Raw genomic sequence first — 21,059 nt, forward strand, 5'->3', positions numbered from 1 at the left:
CTGAAACATGGGAAAAATCATTGAGTTCATTTTTACGAGAGTCTATGTTGCTATGCTGGTAACAGGGATTTTTTGGGTTTTGACGATCTGTGGGGGTGTTCTGCTAGGAGTAGGACCAGCCGGCACCACAGTTATGAGCCTCTATGCAGAAAATGGCATGTCTTACAAAGACTATCACTGGTCACGCGCTTGGGAACTCTTCAAAGAAAATCTGGTCCCAGCCAATCAAGTCTTTTACACCTTCTTTGCGATTGAAGGGGTTCTCCTCTATGGCATGTATCTCATGATCCAGATTCCTCACTTGAATTTCTTCCAAATTTTGGTTCTCTTGTTTAATCTGGTTTTCCTCTTGGTTGCGCCTTTAGCTTATGCCGTTTATTTGAAATTGCAAGTTCATTTCGATCTCTCTTATGCCAACAGTATCAAGCTCAGTTTGATCGGAATGTTGCTGGATATTCGTCCAGTTCTGAAGCTCATCCTTGGAACAGCGCTACTTGGCGTCATTAGCTACTATATGCCAGCCCTTCTCTTTTTCGTCTTGATCGGTGTATGGCATTTCTTTGTCAATGATATCTTTGACCCTGTCTATCAAAATATCCACGAAAAATTGGTATCCTAACGATGAAAAGAATCTGGTTAAGTACGCTTTTAAAATTTTACGCCTATGTCATGGTGGCCATTTTGACCATCATGGGCCTGGTCGTCGCGGGGATCTCTTGGAAAAACCAGCAAGCTGATGCAGATCGGATCGCCCAACGGGTTTTGACCGAAGTCGTGACGGATCTCGAGACCTCTTATCAGCGGGTTACACAAGAAGGCCGTAGTCTCGTTGAAAACCCTGCAAAATTAGAAGGAGTTTATCGCTATTTTACCTTGACGCCATCGGAATATGAGACTTGGCGATTGAATGCCCAATTCCCTTCTTATATCCAGTTGTCTCTACATAAGAATATTGATAGCCTCTATTTGAGCAATAAAAACATAGAGGGCATCGATGTCACCTTGTCTGATTACAAGACGGTATTTGTCTCCACACGGCAATCGAAGGGGGGCAAGCAGGTCTCAGCGGACCATTACAAGGCTCCTGTGACAGCTATTCCGGTTCCTTTGACAGACCCGACAACGGGAGCCGGAGTTGGGATTGCTTATATGACCTTGGACCAGGAAATTTTGACGGCAACGATTGATAATGCCAGAGGCGATCTTCCAATCGCTGTGCGGATCTTTACGCCCTTTGGGAAAGAGATGTACCATGAAGGGGATAAGGGACAATCGAAGGATATTAAATGGCAAACCCGTAGCACGATCTATGGCTACAAGGTGGATGTAGCTGTTTCTGAAAGTTATCTGGTCAAAAAGGGTCTAGCTAACCTGACCACTTTTCTCTCTATTGCTTTCCTAATTTTCTTGATCCTTTACTTGTTATTAGGTCAGATTTTCAAAAATTACCGGCGTCAAGTCCTCGATTTGGTCGATACCATGAATCTGATCAGTCAAGGCGATAGTGAACGAAGGATTGATACCTCGACCAAGGACCAAGAACTGCTGGTTATTGGTAATATGATCAATACCATGTTAGACAATATGGATAAGAATATTCGGGATATCGACCAGCTACAGCTCAGCCAAAAAGATGCCAATATGCGGGCACTACAAGCCCAGATCAATCCCCACTTCATGTACAATACACTGGAATTTATCCGGATGTACGCCGTCATGCAAGAGCAGGATGAATTGGGCGATATTATCTATGAGTTTAGTAGTCTCTTGCGCAATAATATCTCAGATGAGCGAGTGACGACAGTTGAAAATGAGCTCGAATTTTGCCGCAAATACAGCTACCTCTGTATGGTGCGTTATCCAAAATCGATTGCCTATGGCTTTAAGATCGATCCAGGCTTGGAAAAAATGAAGATTCCAAAATTTACTATCCAGCCTTTGGTTGAGAACTATTTTGCACATGGGGTGGACCACAAACGCAAGGATAATGTGATTAGTGTCAAAGTCTTGCAAGGAGAAGGGCAAGTCATGATCCTGGTTAGTGATAATGGGCGTGGGATGGAAGAAGAACAGCTAGAAAAAATTCAAGAGATACTAGCCAATCGCAATCCACGCTCAGAAATCGAAGAAAAGAGTGGCCGGCAGTCCATCGGAATTGTCAATGTCCATGAACGCATGCTACTCTATTTTGGAGATCGCTACCATATCCATGTCTTCTCCCAACCTCACCATGGAGTGACTTATACGATAACCATTCAAGATGAATAAAGGAGACAGAATGTACAAAGTCTTATTAGTAGACGATGAGTATATGATTACAGAAGGGTTAAAAAAATTAATCCCCTTTGACCACTGGAATATGGCAGTGGTCGCAACTGCTGAAGATGCAGACCAGGCTCTTGATTATGTGCGAGAGCATCCGGTGGATGTGGTGATCACGGATGTCAATATGCCTGGCAAGACCGGACTTCAGATGATTGCAGAGATGAAGGATTTGATGCCAGATGTTGCTTTTATCATTATGTCAGGCTATCAGGATTTTGAATATGTCAAAACAGCCCTCAATTTGCGCGTGGCAGACTACTTGCTCAAACCTGTCAATAAGGTGGAGATGGGCAATATCCTAGAAAAAATTCGGAACCAAATCCAGCAACCAAGCCAAGAGTTGGCCAACCGTTTGATTCACGATGATATCTCTGAGGAAGAGTTTTGTCGGTATATCGCAGACCGGAATTCACTGTGGATTGGGGTTGCTAAGGAGAAAAAAGGTTTTATCAGCTCGTCTTACCAAGTTCTAGGGCAAAATCTTCAACTCTTTATCTCAGATCAAGAAGAAGAAGCCATGATTGAGAAGGCCTTTGAGCCTCCGTATAAGGAGCACTTTCATCAATTTAAGGACCTAGTAGAGCGGAGCCTCTTTTATGGGGCGATCCCTCTCAATCAAGATGAAGAGGTCTTCATTACTACGAACCGGCCTACCGGGTGATCATGCAAGGAAATATCCAACAGATCTTAGAAGAACTGGACTGGTTAGAAAAAATGATCCTTGAGAAGACACCTAAGGTTTCACTGACCAAGCAGCTCTTTATCCAATTTTTGATGGATGTCTTTCATTTGTTTGAATACCTGCAAGGAGATGATTTGGCCGATGTGGTTAAGAAAGTCCATGATGCTGCCACCTTTAGCGAGATGATTGGCTTTATCCAGGAAGAGTTGTCACGTTTCTTATCCCACTATCGGATGAATGAAAATGTAGCGAGTGTCCTCCAAGTGATTAGCCGTGATTACCAAAAAGAGCTGTCACTCAAGGACATCAGTCAGGCTCTCTTTATCAATCCAGTCTATTTAGGCCAATTGATTAAACGAGAAACCAATGCGACTTTCGCAGAACTCCTCAACAAACAGCGGATTAAGGCTGCCCAGCAGCTCCTCTTATCGACCAATGACAGCATTGAAGATATCTGCTATAAAGTCGGTTACAGTAATGTAGGCTATTTCTACAAGGTTTTCCGTAAACTCTGTGGAAAATCGCCTAAAACCTATCGCTTACAAGTCATGACAGAGCATGCAGAAGATGAGTAAAAGGCTGAGACAAATCGTCTCAGCCTTTTAATTGAAGACAAAGTCTTCTTAAAAACTTTCCTTAGGTGAGTACGGAACAGAAGGTTAGAGACTCTGAAGCTAAGTTTTGAGTATTTTTTTATTTGACAAATATAAGTAGACAATGTATACTTTATAAAAAGTAGACGGCGTATACTTTGGTAAGGAAAGGTGGTCAAATGAAACGGAATACGGAAGAACTGAAAGAAAAGTTAATTTCGGTCGGCATTGAAGAAATCAGAACTAACGGGATTGACCGGATGTCTATGCGTACAATAGCTCAAAAATGTAGGGTGACTCATGGAGCTCCCTATAAGCATTTTGGAAGTAAAGATAGATATATTCAAGTGGTTATGGAACACTTATCAATGTTTTTTTTGACAAATATGATACAAGGGATTGATACTTCCATAGATGCAAGAACTCAACTAACTCTGATGGGCTGTAACTTTGTAAGGTTTGCCCAAGAAGAAACCTATCTATTTGAAGCATTATTTATCAAATTTCCATATAACTATTTGGAGCTATCCCAGGAAACTATTTCAGTCAACTCCTCTTTACCAGGATTTGAACATTTTAAGTCGGTAGCGTTAAGACTTAAAGATGAGGAATATCTTTCTAGTAGTGACGCAGAAATTTTGATCCATTTTTGGAGTTTTATTGCTGGTTTGGCTCTATTGGTAAGGAGTCCCGTTGGAGAAAGCTTTAAAGAGAATGATGTTCAAAAGACCGTCAGAACGATGCTTGATATTTATATAAAAGGAGATAGCTGATGAATGTTTTAATAATCTATTCACATCCGAATGAAACAAGTTATAATGCATCAATCCTTCAAACTGTGCAAAAGCATTTAGCACCAGAGCATAGGGTTAAAATAGTAGACTTATATAAAGAAAACTTTGATCCGGTTTTACGTTTTGATGAAAGGCATAAAAGGAGAGATTTACAGCATAATGAAGACATGAAACCGTATAAAGATTTATTGAGTTGGGCGGATCAGTTGATTTTTATTTTCCCTACTTGGTGGAGTGGAATGCCAGCTATTTTAAAAGGTTTTATTGATCGTGTTTTTGTTGCAGGTTTTGCTTATCAGAATGGACCTCGAGGTCCGGTGGGGCAACTAGATGGAAAAGCGTGGATCATTACGACGCATAATACGCCAAAAATGTTTCTTCCTTTTTCTCAAGACTACGCAAAGGTTCTAAAATCCCAAATCTTGAAACCCTGTGGTATTAAACCGGTTAAAGTGACACAAGTTACACGAGTGGAGTATATGAGTGATCGTCAACGGAAAGAAGAACTCGAAAAAATCGCACAAATAGCCAAAAGGATTTAAAAAAGTGCTTTACAAGTCATGACAGAGCATGCAGAAGATGAGTAAAAGGCTGAGACGATTTGTCTCAGCCTTTTAATTGAAGATAAAGTCTTCTTAGAAACTTTCCTTAGGTGAGTACGGACGTTAGGTGAAATTATCCAGTGGATGATTTCAGCAATCCAGGAAGTACCACGACTAATTATTGAACCTAAGGTTTCAATAATTCCGAGTACCTGAAACAAATGTGTTTCAGGTACTTTCCTCACGGCGGAAAGTTTCAGTAGATGATTGGATAATTCTAACGAATGAACTTTTTTAGGATTTTATTAGATTTGTAAAGATGTCTCCTCCTAGAATCTAATGATTCTGCATCGAATACCCTATTTTGACTTTATCCGCTACGTCCTTTGTATCTTGATTTTCCCAACCAGTAGCTCAGCTTCAATGGTGATTTCTGTGAGTTGGGTCCAGTCGATTTTTTCTTGGTCTACGTGAAATAGAAGAGGGGTCATGGCGAGGAGCGCCTGGCGTTCTTCAGGAGTTAAACTCTTGGTGAGGCTGACCGTTTCGGATGAGAGGATCTGGCAGTGGTCTTCAAAGTGCACCAAAATTTCCTGGTTGGAGTAGGACTGCTTGGTCAATTGATCTTGGGCCAACTGACGAATTTCTTTTAGATGAGAAGAGGTTGGAACGACCTTAATGATGACACCTTCAGCCTTTAAGACACGCTCAAATTCAGCGTAATTAGCCGGGGAGAAGATGTCCAAAATGACATCCATACTCTTGGATTGAATGGGTAGATGAGCCAAGTCTCCTACAAACCAATTGACCTTCCAGCTAGCGTCGCTCTTGGCAGCTAGTTGCACAGATTCCTTGGAAAGATCAAAGGCATAGAAAGTAGCCTTGGGATAGGCTTCTTGTAACTTTCGGGAGTAATAGCCTTCTCCGCAACCGATATCTAGAATTCTGGCATCACTGGTCGGAATTTTTTGTCCGATCGCTGTTAGAATCAGCTCATAAAAACCTGCTTCCAAGATTAGCTGGCGATTCTGGAAATTTTCTTTGTCATAGTCCTTCGATTGTTTGATCTGGGGAGCCAGGTTGACATAGCCAAATTTCGCTAAATCAAAAGAATGGCCCTTGGGACATTTAAAACTGGTCCCCACAAGTTCTAGGTCCAATTGACAGATGGGACAGGCAAAAGCAGTGGCTGTTTGAAATCGTTGTAATTTTGGTTTAATCGGTGTATTCATATTAGTAGTGTAACAAAAGAGCCTCTAGATAGCAACCGATGCTTTAATGAGGCTCCAATTGGTTGAGAAATATGATTTTGAGTCTATGCCACTCCATACAGAATATGAGCTGACAAAAAAAGGTAAGTCACTGATGCCGATTTTAAAGGACTTGAATCAATGGGGAAAAGAATGGTTGTAATAAATTTTTTCCTCATTTTAATCTCTTCTATCTCGCCACTCATCTCTTCATTTTAACCACTTAGCCCCAAAAGCCGTTTTTTAAACGGCTTTTTTGCTAGACTGGTTCTATCAAAAGGAGAGAGAACATGATATTACAAGCTAAAAACATAAGCAAACAGTATGGAAATCATTTAGCCGTAAACAATATTCACTTACAGTTTGAAAAGGGAACGTTTAATGCGATTCTAGGACCAAATGGGGCGGGGAAATCAACTACGATTTCCATGTTGATTGGTTTGAAACAAGCAACGCAAGGTGAAATCATCTATGAACCAGGTACTAAAATTGGTGTGGTCTTCCAGACTAGTGTCTTAGATGAGATGCTAACGGTTAGAGAAAATCTGACCATTCGTGCCAGACAGTACAAAGGCATAAAACCAAATCATGTGTCTGATCTTATTGATCATCTAGGCCTATCAGCTTTCCAAAAGCAGAAATACGGGACGCTTTCAGGTGGCCAAAAGCGTCGGGTTGACATTGCGCGTGCTCTGCTCTCACAACCAGACATTCTTTTCTTAGACGAACCAACGACAGGTTTGGATATCCAAACCCGGAAGTCTATTTGGGATTTGCTCTATCAATTGCAGAGAGAAGAGAAAATGACTGTTGTTTTGACCACGCATTATCTTGACGAGGCAGATGAAGCTGATCAGATTTATATTGTGGACCATGGGAAAGTGATTGCTCAGGGATCAGCACGAGATATTAAGAGCCAGTATGCAAAAAACATCTTGAAGATTCGTTTCAAGGAGATGCAGCAGATAGAAAGTCCTGAAAATTCAGGAATGTCAGTAGAACAACAGGGATCATTAGAATATGTTTTTCAACCCGAGAGTGAAAGGGAAGCCATTGATTATCTGGCACAAGTTAGAGATAAAATAGCCCATTTTGAGTTTCGTCCAGGGACCATGGATGATGCCTTTATTGCACTTACAGGAAGGGAGGTTCGCTAATGCTAACCTTACTAAAGCGAAATTTTTTATTGTACTTCAGGAATCGTTCAGGAGTTTTCTTCTCCCTGTTGGGAGCCTTGATTTCCTTTATTCTTTATATTATTTTTCTTCAAAAAAATCTAACAGATGCTTGGGCTCAGCTCCCCAATAGTGGTCCTGTGTTAAATAATTGGTTAATGAGTGGGACGCTGGCTGTGACAGGGATTACGACGAGTCTGGCTGCCCTGACTCAGTTGGTAAAGGACCGTGAACGTCAAGTAGATCAGGATCTTTATTTATCGGATCAAGGGAAGTGGCGGTTACCATTTTCGTATCTAACGAGCGCAATCATCATCTCTTTTTTCATGCAAGTCTTTATGTATGTGCTGATGTGTGGCTATTTTAGAGAAGTTCCATCCCTATCTCTATTACCTGAAGTGCTCCTTATTATGCTGTTTAGTAGCCTGCTTTCTAGTTTAGTGAATGCCATTTTTGTTTATTTTTTCCAATCCGTAGATAGTCTTGGAAAGTTTGCGACCATAGTGGGTACAGCTTCTGGTTTTTTGGTAGGGACTTATGTACCTTTAGGTGTTCTACCTGATTTTGCACAATTACTAATGAAGTGCACTCCAGCAACTTATATTGCATCACTTTATCGGCAAGTACTCATGAAAGAAGCATTAAGTGAGACCTTTAAAGGTCAAGATAATCTTCTTCAAGAATTTCAAGAAAAAATGGGTGTTCAGCTGAAATGGCAAGCTTTATTGACAAAGGAACAAACATACCTTATAGTGTTAGGAGGCATTCTTCTAGCTTTGAGGATTTGGATTTCCTTAGCAAAAAGATCGAATAAAAGAAAGTAAGTGAGAATTGGAGTAGGAATGAAGATTCGTTTTGAGGAAAAACAGGATATTCCAGAAAACAACCCCTGTGTGGTCATTCAAGCCAAGCAATTATCTGATCAAGCACGAGAGGTGATGGATTACCTCGAACAATTTTCGACAGTGAATCAAGTAGTGATTCCTATCAAAACAGATGATCATTTAATCATGGTGAAAATTGATGACATTATTCTAGCCGAGATTGATAAGAATCAGCTAACCATTTATACGACAGACAAAACGTTCACCGTCAGAGATACTTTGACAAAGTTTCAACATCGGATTAATCGTCGTAATTTTTTACAGATATCACGCCACGCGGTGATGAATATCGACCATTTGGAATCGCTATCGGATAGTTTTTCAGGCAATATGATGGCTAAACTGACACGCGGAGTAAAATCAAGTGTCAGTCGGAAATATGTCAAATCCTTGATGGATTATTTAGGGGTATAGGAGAAAGTGATGAAACGAGTTATAGCTTATTTTGTATCTGGTATGAGGACAGGTTCCTTCTTTTATTTGTGTTTGGTGTTATTATCCCATCTCTATACCAACATCGTCTATCCCGCTGTAAATGCCCGCAACATCCTGGCGATCTTTTTAATGAGTGGAACAATGGGAGTCTTGACGTTCATTCTTGAGGAAGAAGAGTTTTTGACCTATAGTTTGCGTGTGGCCTTGCATTTAGTTGTGACAGCTACCATCTTAGCATTGACCTACTTATTTTTTGGCTGGGGGGCAGCCTTACGGAGCCCGATTCCTTGGTTGATCTTTCTAGCCATTTACGGCCTGATCTGGCTGTACCAGATTTGGCAACTCCATAAAAAAACTCAACGAATCAACCAAGCATTGTTGCATCGCAGAAAAGGGAAATAGTCCCAGAAAAAAGTGTATAAGAAAACCACGAAGTTCATACCAAACTTCGTGGTTTTACTTTCTTAATAAGTCAAAACAAAGTATTTTTTCTTACCGCGACGGATAACGGTCAATTCATTTTCTAATTTATCGCTATCGCTCAAGACATAGTCAAGGTCTTGGATGCGTTCGCCGTTGACGTAGATAGCTCCATTTTGAACATCTTCGCGGGCTTGGCGTTTAGAATTGACCACACCAGCTGTGACCAAGAGTTCAACAATGTTGAGGTTGTCTTCTGCTTGGACCTGGTAGTTTGGCACACCACGAAGGCCTTGTTTGAGTTCTTTGACAGAAAGGTTTTTGATGTTTCCTGCAAAGAGTTGTTCTGTGATGTTGAGGGCTTCCTTGTAGGCTTCTTCGCCGTGGACAAGGGTGACCACTTCACGTGCCAAGATCTTTTGAGCTAGGCGTTCATGAGGAGCAGCCTCAAACTGTTTGCGGATCTCTTCAATCTCATCAAGTGACAAGAATGTGAAGATCTTCAAGAAGCGCACAGCATCCGCATCCATCACATTCATCCAGAATTGGTACATTTCGTATGGAGATGTTTTGTCTGCATTGAGCCAGACCGCATTGCCTTCTGATTTACCGAATTTCTTACCAGTTGCATCTGTGATCAAAGGCACAGTCATAACATGACCAGTTTTATCTGCTTTACGACGCATCAACTCAGTACCGGCTGTCATGTTTCCCCATTGGTCAGATCCACCGATTTGAAGGGTTACATTGTGCTCTTGGTTGAGGACGTAGAAGTCATAGCCTTGCATAATTTGGTAGGCAAACTCTGTGTAAGAAATCCCTGTCTCAATCCGTTTTTTAACAGATTCTTTACTCATCATAGCATTGACCGTAAAGTATTTCCCGACATCACGAAGGAAGTCAATAAAGCTAATGCTTCCGAACCAATCGTAGTTGTTGACCATTTCGGCTTTATTGTCCCCATTTTCAAAATCGAGGAAACGAGACAATTGCCCTTGAATGGAGCGAACCCATTCTTGAACAGTTTCTTTTGTTTGGAGACTACGTTCAGCATCTTTGAAGGACGGATCTCCAATGAGACCAGTCGCACCGCCAACGAGCGCGTAAGGTTTGTGGCCTGCTAATTGAAGACGACGGCTCGTCAAGATGGCAACCAAGTGGCCAAGGTGAAGGCTGTCAGCAGTTGGATCATAACCAGTATAATAAGAAACCTGACCTTCTTCCAGTGCTTTGCGCAAGGCTTCTTCATCCGTCGTTTGAAATACCAAACCACGCTCTTTTAGCTCATCAAAAATGTGCATGTGTCTTTTCTCCTTTATAAGTTTATTCATTTCTCTATTCTACCATAAACCACAGAAATGGCAATGCTTTCCATCATTTTCTTGATCTTATCCAAGAAGAGTGAGTGACGATTTCTACGCTCTTGTGATTGAAAACAAAGGGCCTAATCTGCTATAATATAGGGAACAAGGAGAAAGAATCAGTGAATCAATTAAAAGAGAAGTTGCAAGATTTTTGGAAGAAAGTCCAAAAATTCTTTGCAAATATGTATACAGAAACTCCAAATAAGGAAAAAAAAGAAGAGAGCAGTTGGTCTATTGGTGATATTTTTGCGACCTCTTTACGGACCCTCAAACTCTTGTGGGATGTCATGATTGCCCTTTCTATTTGCCTCTTTTTATTTGGTGCAGGGATCGGGATTGGTTATGCTGCGAGTCTCTTTAACAATGTTAAGGCTCCGAAGACAGAGGAATTGGTCCAGCAGGTGCGTAATGTTAGTAGCGTTTCAAAACTGACCTATTCTGATAAGAGTTTGATTTCAGAAGTAGACAGTGATTTGATCCGCACACCAGTAGCTGGAGATGCTATTTCAGACAATGTCAAAAAGGCTGTGATTGCTACTGAGGATGAGAATTTTGAAAGCCACAAGGGGGTTGTGCCCAAAGCCGTTCTTCGGGCGACGCTTGGATCTGTAGCCGGCGTTGGCTCCTCTAGTGGGGGATCGACCTTGACCCAGCAGTTGATCAAACAGCAAGTCGTCGGAGACGCTCCGACCTTTACTCGTAAGGCGACAGAAATTGTCGACGCCCTTGCCTTAGAGCGAGGGATGGATAAAAACGAAATCCTGACCACTTACTTAAATGTTTCACCTTTTGGACGAAACAATCGTGGACAAAACATTGCGGGTGTGGAAGCTGCGGCTCAAGGGATCTTTGGAGTCTCTGCGAAAGACCTGTCCGTTCCACAAGCGGCCTTTATCGCAGGGCTGCCACAAAGTCCGATTGTCTACTCCCCTTATGCTGCAGACGGTAGCCTAAAGAGTAAGGAAAATCTAGAGTTAGGTTTGGCGCGTGCCAAAGACGTCTTGTTCAATATGTACAGGACAGGAGTCTTATCGAAAAAAGACTACGAAACCTATGCTCAGTATGATTTGACCAAAGACTTCATCGCTTCGGATGGCATCGAGAAAACGCCACATGACTACCTCTATTTCCAAGCCATGAAAGAGGCGAAAGAGGCCATGTATGATTACTTGATCAAACGAGACAATGTGACCAAGCAAGACTTGAAAAATAATGAGACGGTTAAGTCTTATCAAAAATTAGCTGAAAGTGAGTTGCGTGAAGGTGGCTACACCATTCAAACAACCATTAACAAACCGGTTCACAATGCGATGCAGGCTGCAGTGGCGAATTTTGGAAACATCTTGGATGATGGAACGGGACTTGTAGAAGTTGGGAATGTCCTCATGGACAATCGAACCGGTGCGATTTTAGGTTTTATCGGTGGACGTAATTTTGATGGCAACCAAAACAACCATGCCTTTGATACTGAACGTTCACCAGGGTCGACTATCAAACCGCTGTTGGCCTATGGGATTGCCATTGACCAAGGCTTGATGGGAAGCAATAGTATCCTTTCTAACTACCCAACTAATTTCTCAAGTGGCGAACCGATCATGCACGTAGATAACCGAGGAACGGCCATGATGGATCTTCGTGAGGCTCTCAATACTTCATGGAATATCCCAGCCTATTGGACCTACCGAACCCTACGTGAAAAAGGGGTGGATGTTCCCTCTTACATGAAGAAGATGGGCTATGATATCTCTGAATACGGAATTGAGAGTCTGCCGATGGGTGGGGGCATTGAGGTCACTGTTGCTCAACATACCAATGGTTACCAGACCATAGCCAATAATGGAAACTACCTCAAGCGTTACATGGTAGAGCAAATTATTGATCGGGATGGGGATGTGGTCTACAAGCATGAAGCAGATCCTGTTCGTGTCTACTCTCCAGCAACGGCAACGATTATGCAAGATCTCTTACGTGGAGTGCTCACATCTGGGGCAACCACAACCTTCAAATCACGGCTTAGTCAAGTCAATCCAACGCTGGCTGGTGCTGACTGGATTGGAAAAACTGGTACCACTAATTCAAATGGGGATATGTGGTTGATGTTGTCCACGCCAACTGTCTCTCTAGGAGGGTGGATTGGTCATGACAACAATGCCTCCATGCAGGCACTAACAGGATATAACAATAATGCTCAGTATATGGCACAATTAGTGAATGCGATCTATCAAGCAGATCCGAGTCTTTTGGGTGTCCAAGACAAATTCACTTTCGACAAGAGTGTGATCCGTTCTGAAGTACTCAAATCGACTGGTGAAAAACCAGGCCGCGTCAATGTGAATGGTCGAGATGTCGATGTGAGTGGTCAAATGGTAACCAGCCTTTGGGCAAAAAATGGAGCTCCAACCACTCAGTATCATTTTGCGATTGGAGGTTCTGACAGCGATTATCAGAACGCTTGGGCGGCTATTCTAGGTAATGCTGGTGGCAATCAAAACACTAATAACCGAAATAATAATACAAATAGTAGTGAAACAAGCAGTAGTTCAAGTAGTAGCAATTCAAGCAATAATTCTACAAATCGAAACAGCTCAAATCGTGACAATCGGCGCTAGTCTGATCTAGTAGAAAACCTAGTGAAAGTCTTGATTTTTGAAGGAAAAAACGATATAATAGTTACAACTAATTTGTCGTGTGCTTTATTTGAAATATTGTCCAAATAAGAGCTTACAGCAGTTAAATCTTACTTGAATAAGTCGATTTAGCTGCTCTTTTTGTGTCTATTTTTAGGGAAAATTATAGCTTGTTACAGAAACTTAATTTTTCTAAAAATTACAAAAATGACAAATGAGGGGAAGAGACAGCTCTTCACGTGATGCAAATCACACTAATGTAGTTAAAATCGGATAGGTGGTAGAAATCGTTTTACTAAGCTATCCTAGTATGGAAAAAGGAGTAAAAAACTTTGGCAGGACATGACGTTCAATACGGGAAACATCGGACCCGTCGTAGTTTTTCAAGAATCAAAGAGGTTCTTGATTTACCAAACTTGATTGAAATCCAGACAGACTCATTCAAAGATTTCTTGGATCATGGCTTGAAGGAAGTATTTGAAGATGTGCTTCCCATCTCAAACTTCACGGATACAATGGAATTGGAATTTGTGGGTTATGAAATCCGCGACCCCAAGTATTCGCTTGAAGAAGCGCGCATCCACGATGCCAGCTACTCAGCACCAATCTTTGTGACCTTCCGCTTGGTCAACAAAGAAACAGGTGAAATCAAGACCCAAGAAGTTTTCTTTGGTGATTTCCCAATCATGACTGAAATGGGAACCTTTATCATTAATGGTGGAGAACGGATTATCGTATCTCAGTTGGTCCGCTCACCAGGTGTCTACTTCAATGATAAGGTGGACAAGAATGGTAAGGTTGGTTATGGATCAACTGTTATCCCGAACCGTGGGGCTTGGTTAGAGCTTGAAACTGACTCAAAAGATATTGCTTACACGCGCATCGACCGCACACGTAAAATTCCATTTACAACTCTTGTGCGTGCTCTTGGATTCTCTGGAGATGATGAAATCATCGATATCTTTGGGGACAGCGAATTGGTTCGCAATACCATTGAAAAAGACATCCACAAAAATCCAATGGATTCACGGACAGATGAAGCCCTCAAAGAAATCTACGAGCGTCTTCGTCCAGGTGAACCAAAAACAGCGGAAAGCTCACGTAGCTTGTTGGTAGCCCGTTTCTTTGATCCACGTCGTTATGACTTGGCACCAGTTGGTCGCTACAAGATCAACAAGAAACTCAATATCAAGAACCGCTTGTTGAACCAAACAATCGCAGAACCATTGGTAGATGCTGAAACAGGGGAAATCCTTGTAGAAGCTGGTACTGTTATGACGCGCGATGTGATCGACAGCATCTCAGAACAATTGGATAACGGTTTGAACAAAATCACCTACATTCCAAATGATGCTGCTGTTTTGACAGAACCAGTTGAATTGCAAAAATTCAAAGTTGTCGCTCCAACAGATCCAGACCGCGTTGTCACCATCATCGGAAATGCCAACCCATCTGACAAAGTACGGATTGTGACTCCAGCTGACATCTTGGCAGAAATGAGCTATTTCTTGAACCTTGCAGAAGGCCTTGGCCGTGTAGATGATATCGACCACCTTGGAAATCGTCGGATTCGTGCCGTTGGTGAATTGCTTGCCAACCAAGTGCGTCTTGGACTTTCACGGATGGAACGAAACGTTCGCGAACGGATGTCTGTACAAGATAACGACGTCTTGACACCACAACAAATCATCAACATCCGCCCAGTGACTGCAGCAATTAAAGAATTCTTTGGATCTTCACAGTTGTCCCAGTTCATGGACCAACACAACCCGCTTTCTGAGTTGTCTCACAAACGTCGTTTGTCTGCCTTAGGGCCTGGTGGTTTGACACGTGACCGTGCCGGATATGAAGTGCGTGACGTGCACTATACCCACTATGGTCGTATGTGTCCAATCGAAACACCTGAAGGACCAAACATCGGTTTGATTAACAACTTGTCATCCTACGGACACTTGAACAAATATGGTTTCATCCAAACTCCATACCGTAAAGTAGACCGTGAAAAAGGTGTGGTGACCAACGAAATCGTTTGGTTGACAGCCGATGAAGAAGATGAGTACATTGTCGCACAGGCTAACTCTAAGTTGAACGAAGAAGGTGGTTTTGCTGAGCCAATCGTTATGGGACGTCACCGTGGTAATAACCAAGAATTCCCATCTGATCAAGTCGACTACATGGACGTTTCTCCAAAACAAGTAGTTGCTGTTGCGACAGCATGTATTCCTTTCTTGGAAAACGATGACTCTAACCGTGCCCTCATGGGTGCCAACATGCAGCGTCAGGCTGTCCCATTGATCGATCCAAAAGCACCTTATGTGGGTACTGGTATGGAATACCAAGCAGCCCATGATTCAGGAGCTGCAGTGATTGCTCAATATGATGGTAAAGTCACTTATGCAGATGCGGACAAGGTAGAAGTTCGTCGTGAAGACGGTTCGCTTGATGTCTACCATATTCAAAAATTCCGTCGTTCAAACTCAGGTACTGCCTACAACCAACGGACCCTTGTAAAAGTTGGCGATGTCGTTGAAAAAGGCGACTTTATTGCTGACGGTCCATCGATGGAAAAAGGGGAAATGGCCCTTGGTCAAAACCCAATCGTCGCTTACATGACTTGGGAAGGGTATAACTTCGAGGATGCCGTTATCATGAGCGAACGCTTGGTGAAAGAAGATGTCTACACATCTGTTCACTTGGAAGAATTCGAATCAGAAACACGCGATACCAAGTTAGGCCCTGAAGAAATTACCCGTGAAATTCCAAACGTCGGGGAAGATGCTCTTCGTGACTTGGATGAAACAGGTATTATCCGTATTGGTGCGGAAGTAAAAGAAGGCGATATCCTTGTCGGTAAGGTAACACCGAAGGGTGAAAAAGACCTTTCTGCTGAAGAACGTCTCCTTCACGCGATCTTTGGAGATAAATCTCGTGAAGTGCGTGATACTTCTCTTCGTGTACCTCACGGTGGAGATGGAGTCGTTCGTGATGTTAAGATCTTTACGCGTGCAAACGGAGATGAATTGCAATCTGGTGTGAACATGTTGGTTCGTGTTTACATCGCACAAAAACGCAAGATTCGCGTCGGAGATAAGATGGCCGGTCGTCACGGAAACAAAGGGGTTGTGTCTCGTATTGTTCCAGTTGAAGATATGCCTTACCTTCCAGACGGTACACCGGTTGATATCATGTTGAACCCTCTTGGGGTGCCATCACGTATGAATATCGGTCAGGTTATGGAACTTCACCTTGGTATGGCAGCTCGTAACTTGGGCATCCACATCGCAACACCAGTCTTTGACGGAGCAAGCTCAGAAGACCTCTGGGATACTGTGAAAGAAGCTGGTATGGATAGCGATGCCAAGACCATCCTTTACGATGGACGTACAGGTGAGCCGTTTGACAACCGTGTTTCTGTCGGTGTCATGTACATGATCAAGCTTCACCACATGGTTGATGATAAACTCCATGCCCGTTCAGTCGGACCATACTCAATGGTTACCCAACAACCACTCGGAGGGAAAGCTCAATTTGGTGGACAACGTTTCGGGGAAATGGAAGTGTGGGCCCTTGAGGCTTATGGTGCATCAAATGTCCTTCAAGAAATCTTGACTTACAAGTCAGATGATGTCAACGGACGTTTGAAAGCTTATGAAGCGATTACCAAAGGTAAACCAATTCCAAAACCAGGTGTACCAGAATCCTTCCGCGTTCTTGTCAAAGAATTGCAATCTCTTGGTCTTGACATGCGTGTCTTGGACGAAGATGATCAAGAAGTGGAACTTCGTGACCTCGATGAAGGGGAAGACGATGATGTGATTCATGTGGATGACCTTGAAAAAGCACGTGAAAAAGCAGCCAAGGAAGCAAAAGCGGCCTTTGATGCTGAAGAATCAGAAAAATAATCAGTAAAAATGATTGTCCTGCGAGAAACCAATGTTTCTGACAGGATGATTCGATAACAAGATGCAGACACAAGGAGGTGGCAAGAAAGTTTCCTTTCTTCCCCCACCTAAGCTGTATCCAAATGAAACAAGTATGAAAACAAGGAAAGGTAAGAAATAGTGGTTGATGTAAATCGTTTTAAAAGTATGCAAATCACCCTAGCTTCTCCAAGCAAGGTCCGTTCATGGTCTTATGGAGAGGTCAAGAAACCTGAAACAATCAACTACCGTACATTGAAACCAGAACGTGAAGGTCTCTTTGATGAAGTCATCTTTGGACCTACAAAAGACTGGGAATGTGCGTGTGGGAAATACAAACGGATCCGTTACAAAGGGATCGTTTGTGACCGCTGTGGGGTTGAAGTAACACGTGCGAAAGTTCGTCGTGAACGCATGGGGCACATCGAGTTGAAAGCACCTGTATCACACATCTGGTACTTCAAAGGAATCCCTTCTCGTATGGGATTGACTTTGGATATGAGTCCTCGTGCCCTTGAAGAAGTCATCTACTTCGCAGCTTACGTGGTGATCGATCCAAAAGATACTCCACTTGAGCACAAATCCATTATGACGGAACGCGAATACCGTGAACGCTTGCGTGAATACGGACCAGGTTCCTTTGTAGCTAAGATGGGTGCAGAAGCGATCCAAGACCTCTTGAAACAAGTGGATCTGGAAGCTGAAATTGCTCTCTTGAAAGAAGAATTGAAGACTGCAACTGGTCAAAAACGTGTGAAGGCTGTGCGTCGTTTGGATGTCTTGGATGCCTTCTACAAATCTGGCAACAAGCCAGAATGGATGGTCCTCAACATCCTTCCGGTTATTCCACCAGATCTTCGTCCGATGGTCCAATTGGATGGTGGCCGTTTTGCTGCCTCTGACTTGAATGACCTTTACCGTCGTGTGATTAACCGGAACAACCGTTTGGCGCGTTTGCTTGAGTTGAATGCCCCTGGTATCATCGTGCAGAACGAAAAACGGATGCTCCAAGAAGCTGTTGATGCTTTGATCGACAACGGTCGTCGTGGTCGTCCGATCACAGGACCAGGTAGCCGTCCACTGAAATCATTGAGCCACATGCTCAAAGGGAAACAAGGACGCTTCCGTCAAAACTTGCTCGGTAAACGGGTGGACTTCTCAGGACGTTCCGTTATCGCCGTTGGTCCAACTCTTAAGATGTACCAATGTGGTGTGCCACGTGAAATGGCCATCGAGCTCTTTAAACCATTCGTGATGCGTGAAATCGTTGCGCGTGATATCGTACAAAACGTTAAAGCTGCAAAACGATTGGTCGAACGTGGAGATGAACGCATCTGGGATATCTTGGAAGAAGTGATCAAAGAACACCCAGTTCTCTTGAACCGCGCACCGACCCTTCACCGTTTGGGGATCCAAGCCTTTGAGCCAGTCTTGATTGACGGGAAAGCTCTTCGCTTGCACCCACTTGTCTGTGAAGCCTACAATGCTGACTTTGACGGTGACCAAATGGCCATCCACGTACCACTTTCAGAAGAAGCCCAAGCAGAAGCTCGTATCTTGATGTTGGCTGCTGAGCACATCTTGAATCCGAAAGACGGGAAACCAGTCGTTACCCCATCTCAGGACATGGTTTTGGGGAACTACTACCTCACTATGGAAGAAGCTGGTCGTGAAGGGGAAGGCATGGTCTTCAAAGATCGTGATGAAGCAGTGATGGCCTTTCGTAATGGCTATGTTCATTTGCATACACGTGTCGGAATTGCGACCGATAGCTTGGACAAACCATGGACAGAAGCGCAACAACACAAGATTCTCTTGACAACTGTTGGTAAGATCCTCTTTAACGATATCATGCCTGCAGAGCTTCCATACCTTCAAGAGCCAAACAATACCAACTTGACAGAAGGCGTTCCAGCTAAGTACTTCTTGGAGCCTGGTCAAGATGTGAAAGCGGCGATTGAGAAATTGGAATTGAACGTTCCATTCAAGAAGAAAAATCTTGGAAATATCATTGCGGAAATCTTCAAACGCTTCCGTACAACCGAAACTTCTGCTTTCTTGGACCGCTTGAAAGACTTGGGTTACCATCATTCAACCCTTGCTGGTTTGACAGTGGGGATTGCCGATATTCCGGTCGTTGAAGATAAGGCAGAAATTATTGAAGAATCTCACAAACGTGTGGAACAAATCACCAAACAATTCCGTCGTGGTTTGATCACGGATGACGAACGCTACAATGCCGTTACAGCTGAATGGCGTGCAGCTCGTGAGAAATTGGAAAAACGCTTGGTGGATAACCAAGATCCGAAGAACCCAATCGTTATGATGATGGACTCTGGAGCCCGTGGTAACATCTCAAACTTCTCGCAACTTGCCGGTATGCGTGGTTTGATGGCCGCTCCAAACGGACGGATCATGGAATTGCCAATCCTTTCAAACTTCCGCGAAGGTTTGTCTGTATTGGAAATGTTCTTCTCAACTCACGGTGCCCGTAAAGGGATGACCGATACGGCCCTTAAGACAGCCGACTCAGGTTACTTGACTCGTCGTTTGGTTGACGTTGCCCAAGACGTCATTATCCGTGAAGATGACTGTGGAACAGACCGTGGACTTGTGATCCGTGCCATTACTGATGGTAAGGAAATGATCGAGCCATTGGAAGAACGCTTGACAGGTCGTTATACGAAGAAATCTGTTAAACACCCTGAAACAGGTGAAGTGATCGTTGGTCCAGATACTTTGATTTCAGAAGACTTAGCACGTGAAATTGTCAATGCTGGTGTTGAAGAAGTCACTATTCGCTCTGTCTTTACATGTAACACCCGCCATGGTGTCTGCCGTCACTGTTATGGTATCAACTTGGCGACTGGTGATGCGGTTGAAGTGGGTGAAGCAGTCGGAACCATCGCTGCCCAATCTATCGGGGAACCTGGTACACAGTTGACCATGCGTACCTTCCACACGGGTGGGGTTGCCTCAAATACCGATATCACTCAGGGTCTTCCTCGTGTCCAAGAAATCTTTGAAGCCCGCAATCCAAAAGGGGAAGCGGTCATCACTGAGGTCAAAGGGGAAGTCACAGCGATCGAAGAAGATGCTTCTACACGTACCAAGAAAGTCTTTGTTAGTGGAGCAACTGGTGAGGGTGAATACGTTGTCCCTTACACTGCCCGCATGAAAGTCGAAGTGGGAGATCAAGTCTCTCGTGGTGAGGCTCTTACGGAAGGATCTATCCAACCAAAACGTCTCCTTGCCGTTCGTGATGTCTTGTCTGTTGAAACTTACCTTCTTGCGGAAGTACAAAAAGTATACCGTAGCCAAGGGGTAGAAATCGGCGACAAACACATCGAGGTAATGGTTCGTCAAATGATCCGTAAAGTACGTGTCATGGATCCAGGAGATACAGACCTTCTCATGGGTACTCTCATGGATATTACAGACTTTACAGATGCTAATAAGGATGTCCTTATCTCTGGTGGAGTTCCTGCGACTGCGCGTCCAGTTCTTATGGGAATCACCAAAGCCTCGCTTGAAACCAATAGTTTCTTGTCAGCGGCTTCCTTCCAGGAAACAACTCGTGTTCTTACTGACGCGGCGATCCGCGGTAAGAAAGACCATCTCCTTGGGCTCAAGGAAAATGTTATCATCGGTAAGATTATTCCTGCTGGTACAGGTATGGCCCGTTACCGTAACTTGGAGCCACAAGCGATTAATGAAATTGAAATCATCGAAGAAGTGCCATTAATAGATGGAACAGTCGATGAAGTTCAAACAGCTGAAGTCGTAGAAGAATAAGGGCCTGTTGCCTCTAGTAGGGCGATGAAAGAAAAGCTAAAAGAGAGAAGATCGAATGGTCTTCTCTCTTTTTATACGTAGAATAGTCCAAAGAAGTCAGAACCAAGTGTTCTGTTTTTTTGGGTTCTAAAAATAATAAAAAATAACTAATAAATGTATAAAAAACCTATTTTTATTTTACTAAAAATTTAAACATCTCAAAACAAAAGGGGTGAAATATTGATAATTAGTGATTTTATTGGATATGTATTAC

Annotated in this window: 13 protein-coding genes and 2 pseudogenes; 13 read left to right on the forward strand and 2 right to left on the reverse strand. The window is 43.1% G+C overall.

Going from position 1 to position 21,059, the window contains the following annotated elements; genetic code table 11:
* Positions 1 to 7: 7 nt before the first annotated feature.
* From HMPREF0833_RS08195 to HMPREF0833_RS08215, 5 genes and pseudogenes are all read left to right on the forward strand, one after another.
* Entirely contained in the window at positions 8 to 619 is a 612-nt protein-coding gene (locus HMPREF0833_RS08195) for a YesL family protein (RefSeq protein ID WP_003019096.1), read from the forward strand.
* 2 nt (positions 620 to 621) lie between these two features.
* Positions 622 to 2,268, forward strand: coding sequence for a sensor histidine kinase (locus HMPREF0833_RS08200; RefSeq protein ID WP_013904468.1), 1,647 nt, complete (start codon positions 622 to 624; stop codon positions 2,266 to 2,268).
* A gap of 10 nt (positions 2,269 to 2,278) precedes the next feature.
* A pseudogene (locus tag HMPREF0833_RS08205) lies at positions 2,279 to 3,582 on the forward strand (response regulator transcription factor).
* Between the two features lie 197 nt (positions 3,583 to 3,779).
* Positions 3,780 to 4,373 carry a TetR/AcrR family transcriptional regulator gene (locus HMPREF0833_RS08210; RefSeq protein ID WP_013904471.1) on the forward strand — a complete coding sequence of 198 codons (594 nt, stop codon included), beginning with the start codon at positions 3,780 to 3,782 and terminating at the stop codon, positions 4,371 to 4,373.
* The gene (locus HMPREF0833_RS08215; protein WP_013904472.1) at positions 4,373 to 4,936 is read left to right on the forward strand and encodes an NAD(P)H-dependent oxidoreductase; all 564 of its coding nucleotides are present in this window, start codon (positions 4,373 to 4,375) and stop codon (positions 4,934 to 4,936) included. The genes HMPREF0833_RS08210 and HMPREF0833_RS08215 overlap by 1 nt, the downstream gene beginning before the upstream one ends.
* A 377-nt stretch (positions 4,937 to 5,313) precedes the next feature.
* Here HMPREF0833_RS08215 and HMPREF0833_RS08220 read toward each other — a convergent pair whose 3' ends face one another.
* Entirely contained in the window at positions 5,314 to 6,168 is an 855-nt protein-coding gene (locus tag HMPREF0833_RS08220) for a methyltransferase domain-containing protein (RefSeq protein ID WP_013904473.1), read from the reverse strand.
* 37 nt (positions 6,169 to 6,205) lie between these two features.
* Here HMPREF0833_RS08220 and HMPREF0833_RS08225 point away from each other — a divergent pair.
* The 5 genes and pseudogenes from HMPREF0833_RS08225 to HMPREF0833_RS08245 form a co-directional block, all read left to right on the forward strand.
* Positions 6,206 to 6,349 (forward strand): annotated as a pseudogene (locus tag HMPREF0833_RS08225) (winged helix-turn-helix transcriptional regulator); the annotation flags it as partial.
* A 127-nt stretch (positions 6,350 to 6,476) separates the two neighbouring features.
* Positions 6,477 to 7,343 (forward strand): ABC transporter ATP-binding protein, encoded by an 867-nt coding sequence (locus HMPREF0833_RS08230; RefSeq protein WP_013904475.1) that lies wholly within the window; start codon positions 6,477 to 6,479, stop codon positions 7,341 to 7,343.
* A complete protein-coding gene (locus HMPREF0833_RS08235) occupies positions 7,343 to 8,185 on the forward strand; it encodes an ABC transporter permease (protein WP_013904476.1) in 843 nt (280 codons plus the stop codon). Before HMPREF0833_RS08230 ends, HMPREF0833_RS08235 begins: the two co-directional genes overlap by 1 nt.
* Before the next feature lie 18 nt (positions 8,186 to 8,203).
* Positions 8,204 to 8,659, forward strand: a complete 456-nt coding sequence (locus tag HMPREF0833_RS08240; RefSeq protein ID WP_041818408.1) for a LytTR family DNA-binding domain-containing protein — start codon at positions 8,204 to 8,206, stop codon at positions 8,657 to 8,659.
* A 9-nt stretch (positions 8,660 to 8,668) separates the two neighbouring features.
* Positions 8,669 to 9,082: a DUF3021 domain-containing protein gene (locus tag HMPREF0833_RS08245; protein WP_003019129.1), complete on the forward strand. Its 414-nt coding sequence runs from the start codon at positions 8,669 to 8,671 to the stop codon at positions 9,080 to 9,082.
* Positions 9,083 to 9,144: 62 nt separating this feature from the next.
* Here the strand turns inward: HMPREF0833_RS08245 and tyrS are convergent, their stop codons facing one another.
* Positions 9,145 to 10,401 (reverse strand): tyrosine--tRNA ligase, encoded by a 1,257-nt coding sequence (tyrS, locus tag HMPREF0833_RS08250; protein WP_003004779.1) that lies wholly within the window; start codon positions 10,399 to 10,401, stop codon positions 9,145 to 9,147.
* Between the two features lie 182 nt (positions 10,402 to 10,583).
* On the opposite strand from tyrS, the gene pbp1b reads away from it, so the two are divergent.
* The 3 genes from pbp1b to rpoC all read left to right on the forward strand — a co-directional run bounded on the left by pbp1b (position 10,584) and on the right by rpoC (position 20,806).
* On the forward strand, positions 10,584 to 13,073 hold the full coding sequence (gene pbp1b, locus HMPREF0833_RS08255; protein ID WP_041818409.1) for a penicillin-binding protein PBP1B: 2,490 nt from the start codon (positions 10,584 to 10,586) through the stop codon (positions 13,071 to 13,073).
* Between the two features lie 350 nt (positions 13,074 to 13,423).
* Positions 13,424 to 16,993: a DNA-directed RNA polymerase subunit beta gene (gene rpoB / locus HMPREF0833_RS08260; RefSeq protein WP_013904479.1), complete on the forward strand. Its 3,570-nt coding sequence runs from the start codon at positions 13,424 to 13,426 to the stop codon at positions 16,991 to 16,993.
* Between the two features lie 159 nt (positions 16,994 to 17,152).
* A complete protein-coding gene (rpoC, locus tag HMPREF0833_RS08265) occupies positions 17,153 to 20,806 on the forward strand; it encodes a DNA-directed RNA polymerase subunit beta' (protein WP_013904480.1) in 3,654 nt (1,217 codons plus the stop codon).
* The last annotated feature ends 253 nt before the right edge of the window (positions 20,807 to 21,059 follow it).

The sequence above is a fragment of the Streptococcus parasanguinis ATCC 15912 genome (assembly GCF_000164675.2).
Lineage (GTDB): Bacteria > Bacillota > Bacilli > Lactobacillales > Streptococcaceae > Streptococcus > Streptococcus parasanguinis.

Excerpts from the sequence above, each read along its gene's own strand:
- HMPREF0833_RS08215 (WP_013904472.1), top strand. The coding sequence starts at position 4,373 with ATGAATGTTTTAATAATCTATTCACATCCGAATGAAACAAGTTATAAT.
- HMPREF0833_RS08210 (WP_013904471.1), top strand. The coding sequence starts at position 3,780 with ATGAAACGGAATACGGAAGAACTGAAAGAAAAGTTAATTTCGGTCGGC.
- tyrS (WP_003004779.1), bottom strand. The coding sequence starts at position 10,401 with ATGCACATTTTTGATGAGCTAAAAGAGCGTGGTTTGGTATTTCAAACG.
- HMPREF0833_RS08230 (WP_013904475.1), top strand. The coding sequence starts at position 6,477 with ATGATATTACAAGCTAAAAACATAAGCAAACAGTATGGAAATCATTTA.
- HMPREF0833_RS08195 (WP_003019096.1), top strand. The coding sequence starts at position 8 with ATGGGAAAAATCATTGAGTTCATTTTTACGAGAGTCTATGTTGCTATG.
- HMPREF0833_RS08220 (WP_013904473.1), bottom strand. The coding sequence starts at position 6,168 with ATGAATACACCGATTAAACCAAAATTACAACGATTTCAAACAGCCACT.
- HMPREF0833_RS08245 (WP_003019129.1), top strand. The coding sequence starts at position 8,669 with ATGAAACGAGTTATAGCTTATTTTGTATCTGGTATGAGGACAGGTTCC.
- HMPREF0833_RS08235 (WP_013904476.1), top strand. The coding sequence starts at position 7,343 with ATGCTAACCTTACTAAAGCGAAATTTTTTATTGTACTTCAGGAATCGT.
- HMPREF0833_RS08240 (WP_041818408.1), top strand. The coding sequence starts at position 8,204 with ATGAAGATTCGTTTTGAGGAAAAACAGGATATTCCAGAAAACAACCCC.
- HMPREF0833_RS08200 (WP_013904468.1), top strand. The coding sequence starts at position 622 with ATGAAAAGAATCTGGTTAAGTACGCTTTTAAAATTTTACGCCTATGTC.